14 protein-coding genes are annotated in these 17,217 nt (G+C 55.9%); 10 read left to right on the top strand and 4 right to left on the bottom strand.

The window, feature by feature from the left end:
• Positions 1–7 precede the first annotated feature (7 nt).
• Positions 8–793 carry an ATP-binding cassette domain-containing protein gene (locus tag G5182_RS10025; RefSeq protein WP_005333681.1) on the top strand — a complete coding sequence of 262 codons (786 nt, stop codon included), beginning with the start codon at positions 8–10 and terminating at the stop codon, positions 791–793.
• 104 nt (positions 794–897) lie between these two features.
• Here the strand turns inward: G5182_RS10025 and htpG are convergent, their stop codons facing one another.
• Entirely contained in the window at positions 898–2,811 is a 1,914-nt protein-coding gene (gene htpG, locus G5182_RS10020) for a molecular chaperone HtpG (RefSeq protein ID WP_227342653.1), read from the bottom strand.
• Between the two features lie 165 nt (positions 2,812–2,976).
• A complete protein-coding gene (gene recR / locus G5182_RS10015) occupies positions 2,977–3,579 on the bottom strand; it encodes a recombination mediator RecR (RefSeq protein WP_019444931.1) in 603 nt (200 codons plus the stop codon).
• 214 nt (positions 3,580–3,793) lie between these two features.
• Between recR and G5182_RS10010 the strand changes: the two genes are divergently transcribed.
• A complete protein-coding gene (locus tag G5182_RS10010) occupies positions 3,794–4,516 on the top strand; it encodes a DUF2982 domain-containing protein (RefSeq protein WP_227342650.1) in 723 nt (240 codons plus the stop codon).
• 468 nt (positions 4,517–4,984) lie between these two features.
• Positions 4,985–6,016, top strand: a complete 1,032-nt coding sequence (locus G5182_RS10005) for a LacI family DNA-binding transcriptional regulator (RefSeq protein WP_227342649.1) — start codon at positions 4,985–4,987, stop codon at positions 6,014–6,016.
• Positions 6,017–6,161: 145 nt separating this feature from the next.
• On the opposite strand, the gene G5182_RS10000 is transcribed toward G5182_RS10005, so the two are convergent.
• Together G5182_RS10000 and G5182_RS09995 are read right to left on the bottom strand one after the other, a co-directional pair.
• A complete protein-coding gene (locus G5182_RS10000; protein ID WP_227342647.1) occupies positions 6,162–6,581 on the bottom strand; it encodes a GNAT family N-acetyltransferase in 420 nt (139 codons plus the stop codon).
• Positions 6,582–6,677: 96 nt separating this feature from the next.
• A complete protein-coding gene (locus G5182_RS09995) occupies positions 6,678–8,699 on the bottom strand; it encodes an alpha-glucosidase (protein WP_266134805.1) in 2,022 nt (673 codons plus the stop codon).
• 277 nt (positions 8,700–8,976) lie between these two features.
• Here G5182_RS09995 and G5182_RS09990 point away from each other — a divergent pair, with 277 nt between their 5' ends.
• The 7 genes from G5182_RS09990 (at position 8,977) to G5182_RS09960 (ending at position 17,152) form a co-directional block, all read left to right on the top strand.
• Positions 8,977–10,377, top strand: coding sequence for a glycoside-pentoside-hexuronide (GPH):cation symporter (locus G5182_RS09990; RefSeq protein ID WP_421252268.1), 1,401 nt, complete (start codon positions 8,977–8,979; stop codon positions 10,375–10,377).
• Positions 10,378–10,439: 62 nt separating this feature from the next.
• Positions 10,440–11,897, top strand: a complete 1,458-nt coding sequence (locus G5182_RS09985; RefSeq protein WP_421231536.1) for a glycoside-pentoside-hexuronide (GPH):cation symporter — start codon at positions 10,440–10,442, stop codon at positions 11,895–11,897.
• Positions 11,898–11,961: 64 nt separating this feature from the next.
• Positions 11,962–13,716: an L-arabinonate dehydratase gene (gene araD, locus G5182_RS09980; RefSeq protein WP_216978944.1), complete on the top strand. Its 1,755-nt coding sequence runs from the start codon at positions 11,962–11,964 to the stop codon at positions 13,714–13,716.
• 11 nt (positions 13,717–13,727) lie between these two features.
• Complete coding sequence (locus G5182_RS09975; protein ID WP_216978945.1) at positions 13,728–14,516, top strand: HpcH/HpaI aldolase family protein; 789 nt, start codon at positions 13,728–13,730, stop codon at positions 14,514–14,516.
• Positions 14,516–15,409 (top strand): aldose 1-epimerase, encoded by an 894-nt coding sequence (locus tag G5182_RS09970; RefSeq protein ID WP_227342638.1) that lies wholly within the window; start codon positions 14,516–14,518, stop codon positions 15,407–15,409. Before G5182_RS09975 ends, G5182_RS09970 begins: the two co-directional genes overlap by 1 nt.
• Entirely contained in the window at positions 15,402–16,289 is an 888-nt protein-coding gene (locus tag G5182_RS09965; RefSeq protein ID WP_227342636.1) for an SMP-30/gluconolactonase/LRE family protein, read from the top strand. Before G5182_RS09970 ends, G5182_RS09965 begins: the two co-directional genes overlap by 8 nt.
• Complete coding sequence (locus G5182_RS09960) at positions 16,286–17,152, top strand: NAD(P)-dependent oxidoreductase (protein ID WP_216953423.1); 867 nt, start codon at positions 16,286–16,288, stop codon at positions 17,150–17,152. The genes G5182_RS09965 and G5182_RS09960 overlap by 4 nt, the downstream gene beginning before the upstream one ends.
• The last annotated feature ends 65 nt before the right edge of the window (positions 17,153–17,217 follow it).

Raw genomic sequence — 17,217 nt, 5'->3', positions numbered from 1 at the left:
CTCGCTTGTGATCGAGCCATCCCTGTTGCAGGTCAGAGGCCTTAGCAAAACCTACCAGAACCGTACCGGTCTGTTTCGTCGTCAGGCAGTAGAGGCGATCAAGCCCCTCTCGTTCGATCTTGAAGTGGGCCAGACCCTCGCCATCGTCGGCGAAGCTGGCTCCGGCAAGAGTACCCTCGCCCGCATTCTGGCCGGCATGATCGAACCCACCAGCGGCGACATCGCCATCGACGGCCAACTGATGGTGCATGGCGATTACCAGACTCGCTGCAAACTGCTGCGGATGATTTTTCAGGATCCCAACACCTCGCTGAACCGCAAGATCCGGGTCGGCCAGATCCTGGAAACCCCGCTGCGTCTCAACACCGAGATGACCGAGGAGGAGCGCCGTGAGAAGGTGGTGCAAACCCTGCGCATGGTGGGGATGCTGCCGGACCACGCCCTGTTTTATCCGCAGATGCTCTCCTCCGGTCAGCAACAGCGGGTGGCGCTGGCACGCGCGCTGATCCTCAACCCCAAGATAGTGGTGGCCGATGAGGCGCTCTCCACCCTGGATATCTCGGTACGCTCCCAGATCATCAATCTGCTGCTGGAGATGCAGGAGACCATGGGACTGAGTTATGTGCTGGTAGCCAACGATCTGGGCATCGTCAGCCATATCAGCGACGAGGTGCTGGTAATGCACGAAGGTCGGGTGGTGGAGCGCGGCAAGACTCTCAAGGTGTTTGCCGATCCCCAGCATGAGGTGACTCGCCGTCTCATCCAGAACTACAACAACGAATACCGCAAATAGAGAGGCGCTGGCCGCTCCCTTGCCGCTGTGTTTCGCCGAGCTCACTCGGCGAGATCAAAAAAGCCCACTGCATGCAGTGGGCTTTCTGTTACCGGCGTTGCTGCTTAGGATTGCAGCAGCAGACGGTTGATACGGGAGACGAAGCTCGCCGGATCGTTCAGCCCGCCCTGCTCGGCCAGCTGGGCCTGTTCGTGCAGCAGGGTGACCCACTCACCGAACAGAGCCTCGTCTTCAATGGTGTCGAGTTTCTTCACCAGCGCATGGTCAGGGTTGAGCTCCAGAATGTACTTCTGCTCCGGTACCGGCTGGCCAGCCGCACGCATGAGCTTGATCATCTGGGTGCTCATACCGTAGGCGTCAGTGACGATGCAAGAGGGTGAATCGGTCAGACGGTGAGTGACACGCACCTCTTTCACTGCATCGCCCAGGCTCTTCTTGACCCGCGCCACCAGACCGGCGTTAGCTTTTTCGGCCTCTTCCTGCGCCTGCTTGGAGGCTTCATCTTCCAGATCGCCGAGATCCAGTTCGCCACGGGTGACGGAGATGAGCTGCTTGCCGTCGAACTCGGTCAGGTGGCTCATCAGCCACTCGTCCACTCGCTCCCACATCAGCAGCACTTCGACACCCTTCTTGCGGAAGATCTCGAGATGCGGGCTGTTCTTGGCAGCGGCATAGGAGTCGGCGGTGATGTAGTAAATCTTCTGCTGACCTTCCTTCATGCGGCCAACGTAATCCTCGAGAGAGACTGTCTGGGCTTCGCCCTCGCCAGCGGTGCTGGCAAAGCGCAGGAGCTTCGCGATCTCTTCGCGGTTGGCGTAATCCTCGGCCGGGCCCTCTTTGAGCACGTTACCGAACTCTTTCCAGAACTTGGCGTACTTCTCGGCATCGTCTTTCGCCAGCTTGGAGAGCATGGTCAGGACGCGCTTGGAGCAAGCTTTGCGCAGGGAAGCGGTCACCTTGTTGTCCTGCAGAATTTCACGGCTGACGTTGAGCGGCAGATCGTTGGAGTCCAGCACCCCTTTGACGAAACGCAGGTAGGTCGGCATAAACTGCTCGGCGTCATCCATGATGAAGACGCGCTGTACGTAGAGCTTCAGACCGTGCTTCTGCTCGCGGTTGTAGAGGTCGAACGGTGCGCGGGCCGGTACGTAGAGCAGGCTGGTGTACTCTTGCGCCCCTTCCACCCGGTTGTGACCCCAGAGCAGCGGATCTTCAAAGTCGTGGGCGACGTGCTTGTAGAACTCCTGATACTCCTCGTCCTTGATATCTTTCGGGTTGCGGGTCCACAGTGCAGTCGCGCGGTTGACCTGCTCCCACTCGCCCGGGGTGCCGACGATGGTTTCACCATCCTCTTCACGATCCGGGGTACCCTCTTTGAACATCTCGACCGGTACGCTGATGTGATCGGAATATTTGCCCACCACGGAGCGCAGACGCCAGTCGTCGAGGAACTCGTCCTCTTCGGCACGCAGGTGCAGGATGACGTCGGTACCGCGACCGGCTTTAGTCACGTCAGCCACGGTGAAGGAGCCTTCCCCTTCCGATTCCCACTGTACGCCCTGCTCCGGAGCAGTACCGGCGGCGCGGGAAACCACGGTCACCTTGTCGGCCACGATAAAGGCAGAGTAGAAACCGACCCCGAACTGACCGATCAGCTGGGAATCCTTGCCCTGATCGCCGGAGAGGTTTTTGAAGAATTCGGCGGTGCCGGACTTGGCGATGGTACCCAGATGCTCGATCACCTGATCACGGGTCATACCGATCCCGTTATCGGAGATGGTCAGGGTACGCTTCTCTTTGTCCACCACCAGGCGCACACGCAACTGGCCGTCGTTTTCAAACAAAGAGGCATCGGAAAGCGCCTTGAAGCGCAGCTTGTCCGCCGCATCGGATGCGTTGGAGATCAGCTCGCGCAGGAATACTTCTTTGTTGGAGTAGAGGCTGTGAGCCATCAGGCTCAGCAGTTGTTTGACTTCAGTCTGAAAGCCGTGGGTTTCGGCATGAACACTTTGGGTCATGGACCAATCCTCAGAAACATCGGGTTGAACATATGCCCAACCTAGATGGGGACGGCCAATCAAATATCAAGGGGGCGAATGTGCAATCCTGCTCATTCGCCCCCTTTTTCCATTCAACTGCCGATTTTCTGATCAAGCCGCAATGATACAGCCCTATCCCGCCCCTTATTTGAGGCGCTGACGCCCCATCAGGGAGTGGGAGAGCGTGGTGCCATCCACCAGCTCCAGCTCTCCGCCCACCGGCACACCGTGGGCGATGCGGCTCACCTCTACCCCGGCAGCACGGGCCATATCAGCGATATACCAGGCGGTAGCATCCCCCTCGATGGTGGGATTGGTGGCGAGGATCAGTTCGCTGATGTGCTCTTCCTTCAGGCGGCGCTCGAGAATATCGAGTCCCAGCTCCTCCGGGCCTATGCCGTCCAGCGGCGAGAGGTGGCCCATCAGCACGAAGTAGCGGCCGGAGAACTGGCCGGTCTGCTCGATGGCGGCCACGTCCGCCGGGCTCTCCACCACGCAGAGCAGACCGTTCTCTTCCCGCTTGGGATTGGCGCAAATATCGCAGCGATCGTTCTCGGTAAAGGTGCGGCAGTGGCTGCAGTGGCCAATCTCGGTCAGGGCGCGAGAGAGCAGTTGGGCCAACCGCAAGCCGCCGCTGCGCTCACGCTCGAGCAGGGTAAAGGCCATCCGCTGGGCAGACTTAGGCCCCACCCCCGGCAATACCTGCAGGGCTTTCATCATCTCATCGAGCAGGGGACTGAACTTCATAACACTCCTTACACAGGCCTGCCCCTCGCCACCACTAGGGCCACGACGGGTCAGCAAAACAGGATAACGCCATTGGCGCAGGACTATACCCGAGCCGGCCCATGACTGCCATTTGCTTTGCTGGCCAGCGCAAAAACGCGGCGCTTATACTTGGTCAAAGACAAACGGGTGGTGTCATAAAAGATCGCCCCCCTCATCAGGACAAGGAGGTTAAATGGAGACACAACATATAAAGCCTCTGGTCCGCCGAAACGGGCTGACCCTGATCTGGGCCGGGGGGCTCATCACCAGCCTGATGCTATTACTGCTCTGGTTGCTTGTGGAAGGCCCGGTGCTCCCGGCCTATATATTGCTACTGAGTGGCATGATGATGACCTTGATAGGCTGGTTCAAGCTCAATGAACCCCCGATCAGCCTCTCCCTATGCCAGCACTCCCTCCACTATCACCACAAATATGGCGGCTGGGCACTGAAGTGGCACAACATCCAGCGTATCGATCAACCCAGAATCCATGTTGGTTGGGATCTCCAGCCCCTGCCCTATATCGGTTTCAAGATAAAACAGTATGACGAGTTTCTGACACTGATCACTCCCAGACTGGCCGTGCATCTGTTGACAGAGCAGCGCCCTGTGTTGCTGCATGCCCTGCATAATGAGCAGCTCCATGGGCAGCCAGTGCATACCAATGACCCCTTACAAGGCATCGACTGGCTGGAAGAGAGTCACTTTTGCTCCCCGCAAGGGCTGCACTACGATGGAGCATTGGCCATGCTGGCTCAACGGATGATTCGCATGCGCCACTTGCTCGGTTATGACCTGTTGATCCCGGTAGGCAGCCTGGATCGGGAACCGGATGATTTCCTCAAACTGCTGCGCCAATACAGGCAGGAGGCGATCGTCTCTCCACTACCTTCATCAGAGCCACACGCTCAATAACCCCCCTGCCAAGTGGTTGTCGCTACGTCCCAGGCACTAAACGGTGAGCTATCCAACGCGGTTGTAACACCCATTAGACGATTGCAGAGAGTGCTGATGAGAACTACCGATTCCCATAACACTAAATACTCATACCCTGAAGTAACCACCCTTCACCATGTGGTGCGGTGTTTATTTGAACAGTTAACTGCCATGGGTCATTGCAGTTAAAGAGGCTCATTTTTCGACATTGGATGCCAAAACGCTCAAGCGCTCTTGGCAACACGTTTTTATTTGTAATGGCTAACCAAAATCTAATTACCATACAAGTAACCCGAATTGCCGACGCACCTCCTACAGCGAATCATCACTTTTATTTAAGCCTTATTTTTTATACACTTAAATACATGTCGGGAGATTATTGGATGGCTTTTCCCTCAGATAACGAAGGATGTCGAGCCGAGTAAAACCAATCAGGAAGCAGAACACGTGTCCTCGAGAAGCAAACAAACCGTCAAGCTTGATAATGTCGCGGCCCTGGCCAAGGTGTCCCCCTCGACAGTCTCACTTTATGTACGTCATCCAGACAAGGTAAAAGCCAATACCGGCCATAAAATTCAGCGTGCCATTGATGAATTGGGTTATGTGCACAACAAAATTGCCAGTCAGTTTACTGCCGGGCGAAGTTCGGCAATGGCAATTATCGTTCCTTCCATTTCCAATATTACCTTTAGTACCTTTGTCCAGCAGATTGAACATATCGTGAGTGATGCAGGTTTTCAGCTCTATATCGCATCTCATGATCACTCAATGGAAAAAGAGGAGCAGCAGATCCGCTCCATTTTACAATGGTCTCCTGCCGCCATAACCCTCACTGGCGCGAAGCACAGTGATACTACGATTCGTATGCTGGAGCACAGTGCGGTGCCTGTGGTTCAAGCATGGCAAATCGGTGAAGCCAGTCCGTTTGTCGCGCAGGTCGGTATAGATCATTTTCAGGTGGGTTACGATGCCGCATCTTACCTGATACGCTCCGGCTGCCATAAAATTGCCTATTTCACGACCCGTTTTAACGATGACGTGCGTGCGCAGAGCCGCTACAGCGGCTTTTGCCAGGCACTTGAGACGGCGGGTATGGATCCCTTGTTGGTCGAAATCCCTTACAGCGACAATATTTACCCCGCCGCACGCGAACTACTCATCAAGACACTGCTCAAAGAGCGCAAACTCGACGGCATTTTTGCATCAAACGATACCATTGGTACTGCATTGCTGATGGAGGCGATTGCACGCAATATCCCGGTACCAGAGCAACTATCTATCATCGGGTTTGGCGATTTTCCAGGCAGCGGCTATCTGGCCCCCGTGACCTTGTCCAGTATCAATATCAATATTCACTCTGTTGCCAGCCAAGCTGCATCTATGATGTTGCGGATGGCTCGCGATCCCGATTATAAAGGCGAGATCATTGATGCAGGATTTGACTTGATCCCCAGACAGAGTACCCGGTTTGTTTTGTGACCAAGCCAATATAGTCACACCATGAACCATCACAAAACCATGGCCTTGATAAATAGCCCATAAAGATAAATGCCCCCCATGTATCTACCAGAACACTATCCATTGCGTCAGATATTTTTAAGCAGGGCACCAGTCACTGCCAGCGCTACAAGGTTTTGGTTAAGTAATATCGCTGATGAAACACCGGGCACTTTTCCAACGTCATCACGACGGAATAACCCCTCGCTTGGTAAAAAGGCTTTGCTTGAAAACTAAAAGTATCGAGCTGTGAAAAACGGCAGCCGCGCTCTAGGGCAGCCTGCTCCATTGCTGCCAATAACCGGCCTCCTACACCGCGCCCCCGCAGACTGCGGGCCACCCACAGATACTCGATATAGAGCCAGTTGCCGTAGGTATGGCCGCTGCATCCTCCGGCACGACGTTGCTGCTCATCCTGATAGAAGATGGCAAGTGGGCGACGTATCTGTTCACCGACAAACTCACGATTGGTTTTGATCAGGTTGTCTCGTAAAAAATCTATGTCGTCCTGGCTGGGGTTTTGCACAACGTCAAGAGTGTCAATCATGCTGCTCTGCTCCTCTGTTGAAACATAATGGCCGTGAACATTGTCACGGCCATGGGTTATCCGGGTCGCATCCTCTATAGCGAACGCCGGTGCGATTTACGCCAGATCCTTTAGCTCGGCAAACAGCGAAGCCCAGGGACTTTTGGCACGATAGAACACCGGGGGCTGGCCAATCGGTGCAGGCAGAGTGACCCGCTGGCCCCCTGTAAAGCGCTGGCCGCTCCAGACATGCGTCCACTGCTCACCTGCAGGCAGGTAAGTTGTCCACTCACGCACATCCCCTTGGTGAACCGGTGCCACCAGCAACTCTGACCCATAGAGGTATTGATCCTGTATGACGTAGACCTCGGGATCATGTTCAAAATGCAGCATCATGGCACGTTGAACCGGATACCCTTTCTCAGCCGCTTCATCCACCAGGCTACGTAAGTAAGGAGTCAGGTGGCAATAAACTCGGGTCATCCGGGCAAAATGCGCCAACGTGCTGCCATCCTGGTCAAACTGGAAGTTCTCATCAGGGCGGTTACCTTCGTGGGTACGCATGACTGGGGTAAAGGCAGCCATTTCAACCCAGCGGTCAAACAGCTCCTTGGTTCGACGGTTGCCAAACAGTGAGGTGTAGCCACCGATATCCGAGTGGTGATACGCGTTCCCCAACATACCGGAGGAGAGCGCCCCCGAGATCACCGTGACCAGACCGTCGTGACGGCTGAAATCGACACATTGATCGCCTGCCCACAGTAGCGGGCAGTATTGCTGCACCCCAGTGTAACCGGCTCGCATAAAGAAAAGGGCATCACCGGTTTGGCCGTTCATCGCGATCGCTTCTGCGTTGCACTGGGCCCACAGAGTCGGCCAGGCATTGTGCATCAGCTTGGCATCGACACCGTTGTGCAGGTAGATGTTATCGGTCGGCAGGTACTCGCCAAAGTCAGCCATCCACCCCTTGATCCCCATGTCCAGCATGTTTTTACGCAGCACGGTATCACGGAACCAGGCCATGGCGTCTGGATTGGTAAAGTCGATACAGCCGCAATAGAATTCGCCAAAGTCGACCAGCGCAACTTGACCATCCTTGTCCAGCGCCATATAGCCGAGCTCTTTGGCGATCGGAAACAGCTTGCCATCTTCACACAGGTAGGGGTTGACGTAGGCCATGAACTCGATGCCCTGGTCATTGAGCTCCTTGATCCTGGCGGGCAGATTGGGGTAGCGATCCTGATGGTGCTGCCAATCCCAGTCCCAGAACAGGCGCTTGCCAAACGAGGTGACCCGCAAGCCGCACCAGTCTTCACTCCACAAACCCGAAACCTTGATACCATGGTCAAGGGCGTTTTCCAGACGACTGAAGGTATTGACCTCTCCCCCCTTCAGACCAAGGATCGCCCCCTTGTAAACCCACTCAGGCAACCTGGGCTGGCGGCCAAACCGGGCGGACAGTTTTTCGATAATGCCCAGATAGCTCTCTGCGGTGCGCAACTCGATGGCCTGCGGGATCGCCCACACTTGCAGCTCATGAAACCCTTCGTGACGAAAATCGAAATCGGCATAAGCGGTGGTGTCGATATGGCAGCTGTATTTACGAGAGGAGACAAACGTGGGTTGCGGATAGTTGGTGTGGTAGTAATCCCCACCGGCTTTGCCCATCACATCGGCTTTCCATTTGATCTCGCTGTGGGGATGGCGACCAACACCGGGCTCTGAGGTCCACAACGGAAAGTGACGGCCACGCAAATCAAAATAGGACATCTGCTCGCCACAACCCCAGACATGCTCTTTACGTTCGGCCGGCAATCTGACCCAAAAGCGGTTATATGCCTCGTCCAGTATGGTCGGATAAAGCATCACATCATCGCCATCACACACCACAGCCACCTGTAGCAAAGCCGGGGTCAAGGCATTCGGGGCAAAAACGAACAGGTTGTTGTCAACCTGTTCGATATGAGTCAATGCGACGCGAGACTCGATGTAGTCTTCGATGTCAAAGTTGCCGCGATAAATTTCCATTTTTTCCCGGCCCTTGCCTATATAAAACGCTGGGGCATCCGCTTGATGAGAAAATAACAACTGCTGCTGGTGCTGAATCGTTAACGCCTGTGACGAAAATTCGAGTTGCATTGCATAAGCTCCTGTTTAGTCGGGCCATCCCCGCTTGCTCGCAAACACAATAATAGCGCTACGATTTCATTTCAATCGCGTAAAACCCAAACAGCGATCTCGATCACCAATCAACACCCGCCACATGAAAACGTTTAGCTCGCTTGCAAGCACTATTTGTAAGAGAATCCTTAACCACCAGCGCAATCTCTCGATCTGGATCCCACTTTTCAACAATCACACTTGCGCCAATAATCGCATCGCTACGATTATTGGGCTGCCGGATGGATTCCACACTATGGAGAATAAAATGGTTGTTCAGGCGCATATCGAAAGCAGACTGCCTTTTAGGGAAAAACTTGCCTATGGCGTCGGCGATTTTGGTTACAACTTTGTATTGAATATCACCACCCTCTACCTGCTTAAATTTCTGACCGATGTAGCAGGTATCAATGCGGCGTGGGCAGGCGTCATCTTTTTGGTGGCGAAAGTGTTCACCGGCTTCACCGACCTGGGCACCGGCATTTTCCTCGACACCCGCAAGAGCTTCGGACCTCGCGGCAAGTTTCGTCCGATGCTGCTCTGGACCATAGTGCCCCTGTTTGTCTGCAATATGTTGCTGTTTTGTAATTTTGAGCTCGACAGCGAGACCAAGACCACCCTGTTCATCGTCTGCTTTATGGCCTTTGGCCTGTTCTTTAGCTTGGGCAATGCCAGCTATGGCGCCATGGTGCCCTCTATGACCAAAAATGTTCAGGATCGCGCAGAGCTGGCAGCATGGCGTCAGGGCGGAGCCAACACCGGCCTGTTGTTAGCCACCGTCGGTTTCATGCCCATCGCCATGTTGTTTGAATCCCAGGAGACCGGCTACATGGTGGCAGCCCTGGCCTACACCTCGGTCGGCTTGGCGGCGGTGCTCTTTTGCTACCTCAACGTCAAAGAACACCACACCATCATAGGTAATGACCCTGACCAGATAGTCGAGAAGCCCACCATCAAGGAGGGGCTCAAGGCGGTACTCAAGAACAACCAGTTGCTGGTGCTGGCAGTAGCCAACCTGCTGACCCTCTCCGCATTCAACGTCAAACTCACCGTGCAGGTCTTCTACGCCCAGTACATTCTGGGTGATGTCTCCATGGTCTCTTACATGAGCTTTGTCAGCATGGGGTGCATCTACCTCGGGGTGTTGTCTGTGCCTGCGCTGGTACGCCGCTTTGGCAAAAAACCTGTCTATCTGGCCGGATTGTGCCTGTGGATCTCCGGCGACATTGCCAACTACCTGTTCGGTGGCACCGTCATGAGTTACGTGCTGTTCACCTCGCTGGCGTTCTTTGGCACCTCTTTCGTCAACAGCCTTAACTGGGCGTTTGTCTCAGATACCGTTGAGTACGGTGAGTGGAAAACCGGTACCCGTACCGAAGGCTTGGTCTACTGCGGCATGACCTTCTTTAGAAAGTGTTCGCAAGCTATCGCAGGGTTCGTCCCCGGGTTTGCTCTGGCACTGGTTGGCTACATGCCCAATGTGGAGCAAACCGATGCCGCCAAAACCGGGATCACCGGACTGATTTTCATCTACCCGGCAAGCCTGGCCATCGTAACGGCACTGGTGATGGCCCTCTTCTACACCCTCAACGAGCAGCGCTATCAAGAGATCATTGCCAGCCTTGGTGCCCGCCGTGTGGCGACCACCCAAAGCTGACTCTCATTCAACTGGCAGCGGCGTGCTGGCCACGCTGTTGCTCTCTTCAAGGATGTGATCCCATGACATATCGCAATGTGGCAAGTGACCGTCTGGCATGGCAGGAAAAGATGGCCTACGGAGTGGGTGATCTCGGCTATAACTTCCTGCTCAACTGCACAACGCTCTATTTGCTGATCTTCCTGACCGATGTGGCAGCCATTCCGGCAGCATGGGCCGGAGCAATCTTTCTGGTTTCGAAGTTCTTTACCGCCTGCACCGATCTGGTGACCGGCAGCGTGCTGGATAATCGTTCCGAGCTCGGCCCCAGAGGTAAATTTCGCCCCTTCCTGCTCTGGACCATAGTGCCACTGGCTCTTATCAACACCGCCCTGTTTACCAGCGTTGAGCTCCCGGTCATCGCTAAAACAGTGCTGTTTACCCTGCTGTTCATGATGTTTGGTGCCTTTTACAGTTTTGGCAATGCCTCCTATGGCGCCATGGTCCCGGCCCTCACCAAGCGACTCCAGGACCGAGCCGAGCTCGCCGCCTGGCGCCAGGGCGGAGCCAATACCGGATTACTGCTCTGCTCGGTAGGGTTCATGCCGCTGGTATTGCTGTTTGACAAGCCACAGGTCGGCTATAGCGTTGCGGTACTGATTTATTCGGTCATGGGGGCTGCAGCAGTACTCTTTTGCTACAGCAGAGTTCATGAACGCCATGTGCTGCCATCGGTTGTCAACGAATCGGGGTTTTCGGCAGTACAAACCAACGCACGGGCCGTGCTGGCAAACCGTCCGCTGGGCATCCTGGCGCTGGCCAATCTGCTGACGCTGGCAGCGTTCAACACCAAGCTGATTGTTCAGGTTTTTTACGCCCAATATGTGATTGGCGACGTATCGATGATCGCCTACATGAGCTTCATCAGCATAGGGTGTATCTACCTGGGGGTATTGCTGGTCCCCTTTGCCGTGCACCGTTTTGGCAAACTGCCTGTCTATCTGGCCGGTATTGGCGTGTGGATATGCGGTGACCTGCTCAACTACCTCTACAGCGAGAGTGCTCTCGATTACATCCTCTTTACCTCCCTGGCCCTGTGGGGATCCGCTTTCGTTAACAGTCTCAACTGGGCGTTCATCTCTGACACCGTCGAGTATGGGGAATGGAAAACAGGCATCCGCACCGAGGGGCTGGTCTACTGCAGTCTGACCTTCTGCCGCAAATGTTCGGCTGCGCTTGCGGGCCTCATTCCCGGGCTGGTACTGGCATGGTCAGGCTATGTTCCCAACGCGACGCAAAGCACCGAGACCCAAAGCAGCATCGCCAATCTGATGTTTCTCTACCCAATCTGCGCCCTGATTTGCGCTGCTGCCTTGATGTTGCTGTTCTACCCGCTCACTGATGCTCGCTATCAACAGATCGTCCGGGAGCTGGCACAACGCCATGCCCTTGCTTCTCCCCGGAAACCCCATCACCGAATGAGTGAACAATCTACTCCATCGCCTGACACCCCCCCTCTTCGTGCGGGTCAGAATGGCTGAATTTAACATGCTGTTTTTATTGAATTAATCCTTAACCAAATCAGATAAAGAGAGCGCTATTCCTATGTCATTCAACAGTGAAAACCTGGCCAAGCTCGATATCTCGGCGCTGCGTAGCCAACGCTGGTATGCCCCCGACACCATCCGAGCCTTCGCCCATCGTCAACGCAGTCAGCAAAGTGGCTTGAACCGCGACGAATTCATGGGCAAGCCAGTGATCGGGATCATCAATACCTGGAGTGAAATGAGCCCCTGCCATAGCCACCTGCGTGAGCGCGCCGAGGCCGTCAAGCGAGCCGTCTGGGCCGCGGGAGGCTACCCCGTTGAATTGCCCGCGCTGTCGGTCGGGGAAGTATTGGTCAAGCCGACCACCATGCTCTATCGCAACTTTCTGGCGATGGAGGCAGAAGAGCTGCTGCGCCAGCATCCTATCGATGGGGCCGTGCTGCTCGGCGGTTGCGACAAATCCACGCCAGCCCTGCTGATGGGTGCCATTTCGATGGACTTGCCGGTGATCTTCTGCCCCGCCGGCCCCATGTCGAGCGGCAAATGGCGCGGCCATGTCACCGGTGCCGGTACCCATACCAAGAAGTTCTGGGACCAATTGCGCTTGGGGGCCATTACCCAGCATGACTGGATCGAGCTGGAGGGGGCGATGACTCGCTCCATCGGCACCTGCAATACCATGGGCACAGCATCCACCATGACCTCCATCGCCGATGCCATGGGCTTTATGTTGCCGGGGGCCAGCTCCATCCCCGCCGCTGACTCGCGACACGTCCAGATGGCAGCCCAATGCGGCCAAATCATCGTCGACATGGTGTGGCATGATCACAAACCTTCCCGCTGGCTGACCCGAGCCAACTTCCTCAATGGCGTAGTGGCCTACATGGCGCTCGGCGGCTCCACCAATGCCGCGATCCACATGATTGCGATGGCCAACCGGGCGGGCATCAACCTCACTCTGGAAGACATGGAGTCGGTGGCACGGGAAGTCCCTGTGCTGGCCAATCTGTTTCCCTCTGGTGATCAGTTGATGGAGGAGTTCTTCTTCGCCGGCGGTCTGATGGCCCAGCTGAAAAAGGTGGAGTCATTCCTCCACCTCGATGCGATCGGGGTCACCAATCGTCCCGTTGCACAGTGGATTGCCAACGCGACCTGTTATGACGACAACGTGATCCGCTCGCTAGATAACCCTGTGGTACCGCTCTCCCGTGGATGTGCATTGACAGTATTGCGCGGCAATCTGTGTCCCAACGGGGCTGTGATGAAATCATCTGCCGCCAAACCCGAACTGCGCCACCACAAGGGCCCTGCCATCGTCTTCGACAGCCATCAAGAGCTCTCGGATCGCATCGATGACCCCGCCCTGGAGGTAACCAAGGAATCAGTGATTATCCTGCGCAATGCCGGCCCGGTCGGCGCGCCGGGCATGCCGGAGTGGGGCAACCTGCCGATCCCGAAAAAGCTGCTGCAACAAGGCGTCACCGACATGGTGCGGATTAGTGATGCCCGCATGTCCGGTACTCACTATGGCACCTGTATCCTGCACGTTGCCCCTGAAGCGGCCATTGGTGGCCCACTGGCACTGGTACGTACCGGTGACCTCATCGAGCTCGATATCGCCAATGGCCGCCTCAACATGCTGGTCAGTGATGAAGAGCTGGCCGAGCGCCGCCGCACGCTCAAACCGGTACACAAAGTTTATGAACGCTCTTATGCCGCACTCTATCAACAACATGTGACCCAGGCCGATCAGGGCTGTGACTTCGATTTCCTCCAGGCTGGCAGCAAAGTGCCCGAGCCCCCGATTTTCTAAAGGAGCAAACAATGAATCCGTTCAAACTTGCGATTACTCAAGGTCCACGCCCACTGGGCACCTGGATGATGACTGGCAGCGATACGGTGGCGGAAGCCATGGCGACTGTCGGTTTCGATTTCTTGGTGCTGGACCAGGAACATGTGCCGGTCGATAGCCTGGATGCGATCCGTATCGATCGCGCCATTCGTGCCAGCAACCCGGCCACCACCCCACTCTACCGCCTGGCCTGGAACGACACTGTGTTGATCAAACGGGCGCTTGATGGCGGTGCAACGTCGCTGATGGTGCCGTTTGTCAACAGTGCAGCAGAAGCCCGCAAAGCGGTAGAGGCGGCCTACTACCCTCCCCTAGGCAAACGCGGCTTTGCCGCGGTGCATCGTGCGTCCGGTTACGGTGCCGAACCCGAATTCGTGCGTAAAGCCCGGGAAGAGCTCTGCCTTATCCTGCAAATTGAGACCCCTGACGCCATTGATGCCATGGAAGAGATGGCCATTGAAGGAGTGACCGGCTTCTTTATCGGCCCCGGCGATATGAGCGCAGCCATGGGCCATATTGGCAATCCCTCTCACCCCGAGGTGCAAGCCAAGATCCGTGAAGGGCTGGAGAAGTGCCAGCGCTTGGGATTGCCTTGCGGGATCGTCGGTGGCAACCCCGAGCTGGTGAACAAATATCAAGAGATGGGTTTTAGCTTCGTGGCGCTCGGCTCCGACATGAGTTACCTGCTGGCTCGCGCCCGTGAACAGCTCGCCGCGATCCGGGGGGAACGTCTGAGCATATCCGGTGGCGAGGTTTACTGATGAAGAGGCTTCACCGCCAAAGCGGCCCGCTTGATCTGGAGCTCATCCCCGAGCTTGGTGGCGCTGTCGGCAAACTGACCTGGCATGGCAGGGAGATCTTGCGCTCCCTGCCCGATGGTCAGAACGTCACAGTCAACCAGGGGGGCTGTTTTCCCCTGGTACCTTACTCCAACCGTATTGCTCATGGACGGTTTCACTTCGCCGGATATGATTACGCCCTGCTGCGTAACTTTGGCGATCATCCCCACTCAATTCATGGCAACGGCTGGCAGCAGCCATGGCAAGAAGGGGATGCAGATGATGACTCTGTCGTGCTGACCCTGCACCATGACGCACAGGGAGCATCCGCGGCGCAATGGCCCTGGCCTTATCGGGCAACTCAGCGCTTCACCCTGCAAGAGAATGCGCTGCATATCATACTCACTTACCACAATCTGGCCGATCACGCTGTCCCGGCTGGGCTGGGCTTTCACCCCTATTTTCCCCGTGCGGCGCACGCCGAGATCCAGTTCGACGCAGGCGGTGTGGTACTCAACGACCACAAGTCCCTGCCCACTGGTCTCGCGCCACTACCGACCCAATGGAACTATCGCACTTGGCGCAAACCTGAACCCGCCAGTGTCGATAACTGCTTCCATCACTGGAGTGGCTGTGCACGGGTGCGCTGGCCAGATGAGAAGCTGATGGTGACCCTGAGCTCACCCGATGCGCCTCACGCCATCCTGTTTCTGCCGCCCGCCGATCGTGACTTCATCGCCATCGAGCCGGTTTCTCATATCAATGATGCCATCAACAACGGTGGCTTTGGTGACCCTGCGCTGGCCATGGCCACTGTGCCAGCCAATGGGCAGTTGCAGATCTCCATGCTGCTTGAGGTTTCTCACTATGCCTAATCCTGCTCTGCTACTTGCCGACTACCGCGGCCATCTGCCCGAGTGCCCGACCTGGAGCACTGATGAACAGGCGCTCTACTGGACCGATATTCTCGAGCGTTGCCTGTACCGCTATCACCCCGAAAGCGGCGCCATGACGACAATCCCCTTCCCCGAAGAAGTGGGCTGTTTTGCCCTGCGCGAACAGGGTGGCTTTATCGCAGCGATGCGCACCGGGATCTATCTGTGTGATCAACACGGGCAAATTGAGCGTAAAGTCGCCGATAACCCCAATAACCCAGCGCTGGCCCGTTTTAATGATGGCGGTACCGATCAGGCGGGTCGTTTCTATGCGGGCACTTACTGGAGCCCACGAGATTACAACGGCGCCCTGCTATGCCGGGTTGATGCCGAGCTGCAGATGTCGGTGATCCAGTGCGACATTCTGGGAGCCAATGGCTTGGCATTCAGCCCAGACATGCGCTGGATGTACACCACTGATACCCCCAACCGCCGCCTTTATCGCACTCCGTTGGCCCGCGACGGTTCACTCGGTCAACGGCAACTGCTGCGCGAGTTTGCAGCCCGCGCCGACGAAGGGCGCCCGGATGGGGCTGCAATCGATGTCGAAGGATGCTACTGGAGCGCCCTGTTTGATGGCCATCGTATCGCCCGCTTCTCTGCAGAGGGGGTATTGCTGGCCGAATATCCCTTGCCGGTACGTTGCCCCACCATGGTCTGTTTTGGTGGTGAAGACATGAAGACCCTCTTCATCACCACCACTCGCGAAAATATGGACGCCGCCGAACTGGCAGCACGTCCGCTCTCAGGTGCGCTGTTCAGCATGCGTGTTGACATCGCCGGTCTTGCTAAACCCACATTTAAGGAAAACAACGGATGAAAACTATCGGCTTTATCGGTCTTGGTCTGATGGGCGAAGCGATGTCAAAGAACATCGTCAAAAAATTTGATGGCAATGTGTTGGTATTCGATATCAATCAGGAGGCTGTCGCCCGGGTGGTCGATGCAGGCGCCATCGCCTCCCCTTCCATTGCCAGGTTGGCAGCCGATGCGGATGTGATCATCTCCATGGTACCGCGCTCCGAACACGTCAAAGCGGTCTATACCGAACTGCTGCCACACCTTGGCCCCGGCAAGATCACCATCGACATGTCCACCATTGACCCGGCAGTGTCAATCGCCTTATCCCGCCAGGTAGCAGAAACCGGTGCCGTGATGCTCGATGCGCCCGTGGTCAAATCGGTCCCTGCCGCCGTGGCTGCCGAGCTCGGGATCTACATAGGTGGCGACCTGTCCGCCTACAAAAAGGTCAAGCCATTGCTAGCCATGATGGGCAGCAACCAGATCCACCTGGGGGGCAACGGCCGTGGTTTGATCATGAAGGTGCTGCACAACACCTTGGTCGCCCAAATTCAGAACAGTGTCAACGAAATGCTGGCCACCGCCGATCATTTCGGCATCGATAAAGAGAGCTTCAACACCGCCGTCTCTTACGGTGGCGGCAGCAACTTCTATCTGACCAGCAAGATAGGTGCCCTGATCGCCGAGAACTACAACACTGTCTTCTCGCTGGAGAACATGGCCAAAGATATCGGCATTATGAAGAACCTCATGGGCGAAGAAGCGCTGACCCTGCCCGGAGTCGAATTGGTGAATAACATTTACCAGCAAGGCCTGAATAACGGTTTGGGCCATGAGGATTTCTGTGCCACTTATAAGTTGGTAAAGCAAAACATTCAATAGCTGGCTGATAAAAACCATCGCATGAGGTAATTAATTTACCTCATGCCAATCGCTGTACGATTTAA

It is taken from the genome of Aeromonas sp. 600948, from assembly GCF_049174875.1.
In the GTDB taxonomy this organism is placed as follows: Bacteria; Pseudomonadota; Gammaproteobacteria; order Enterobacterales; family Aeromonadaceae; genus Aeromonas; species Aeromonas veronii_A.
Note: the sequence above shows the minus strand (reverse complement) of the source record. Positions and strands in the feature narration are given on the sequence as shown.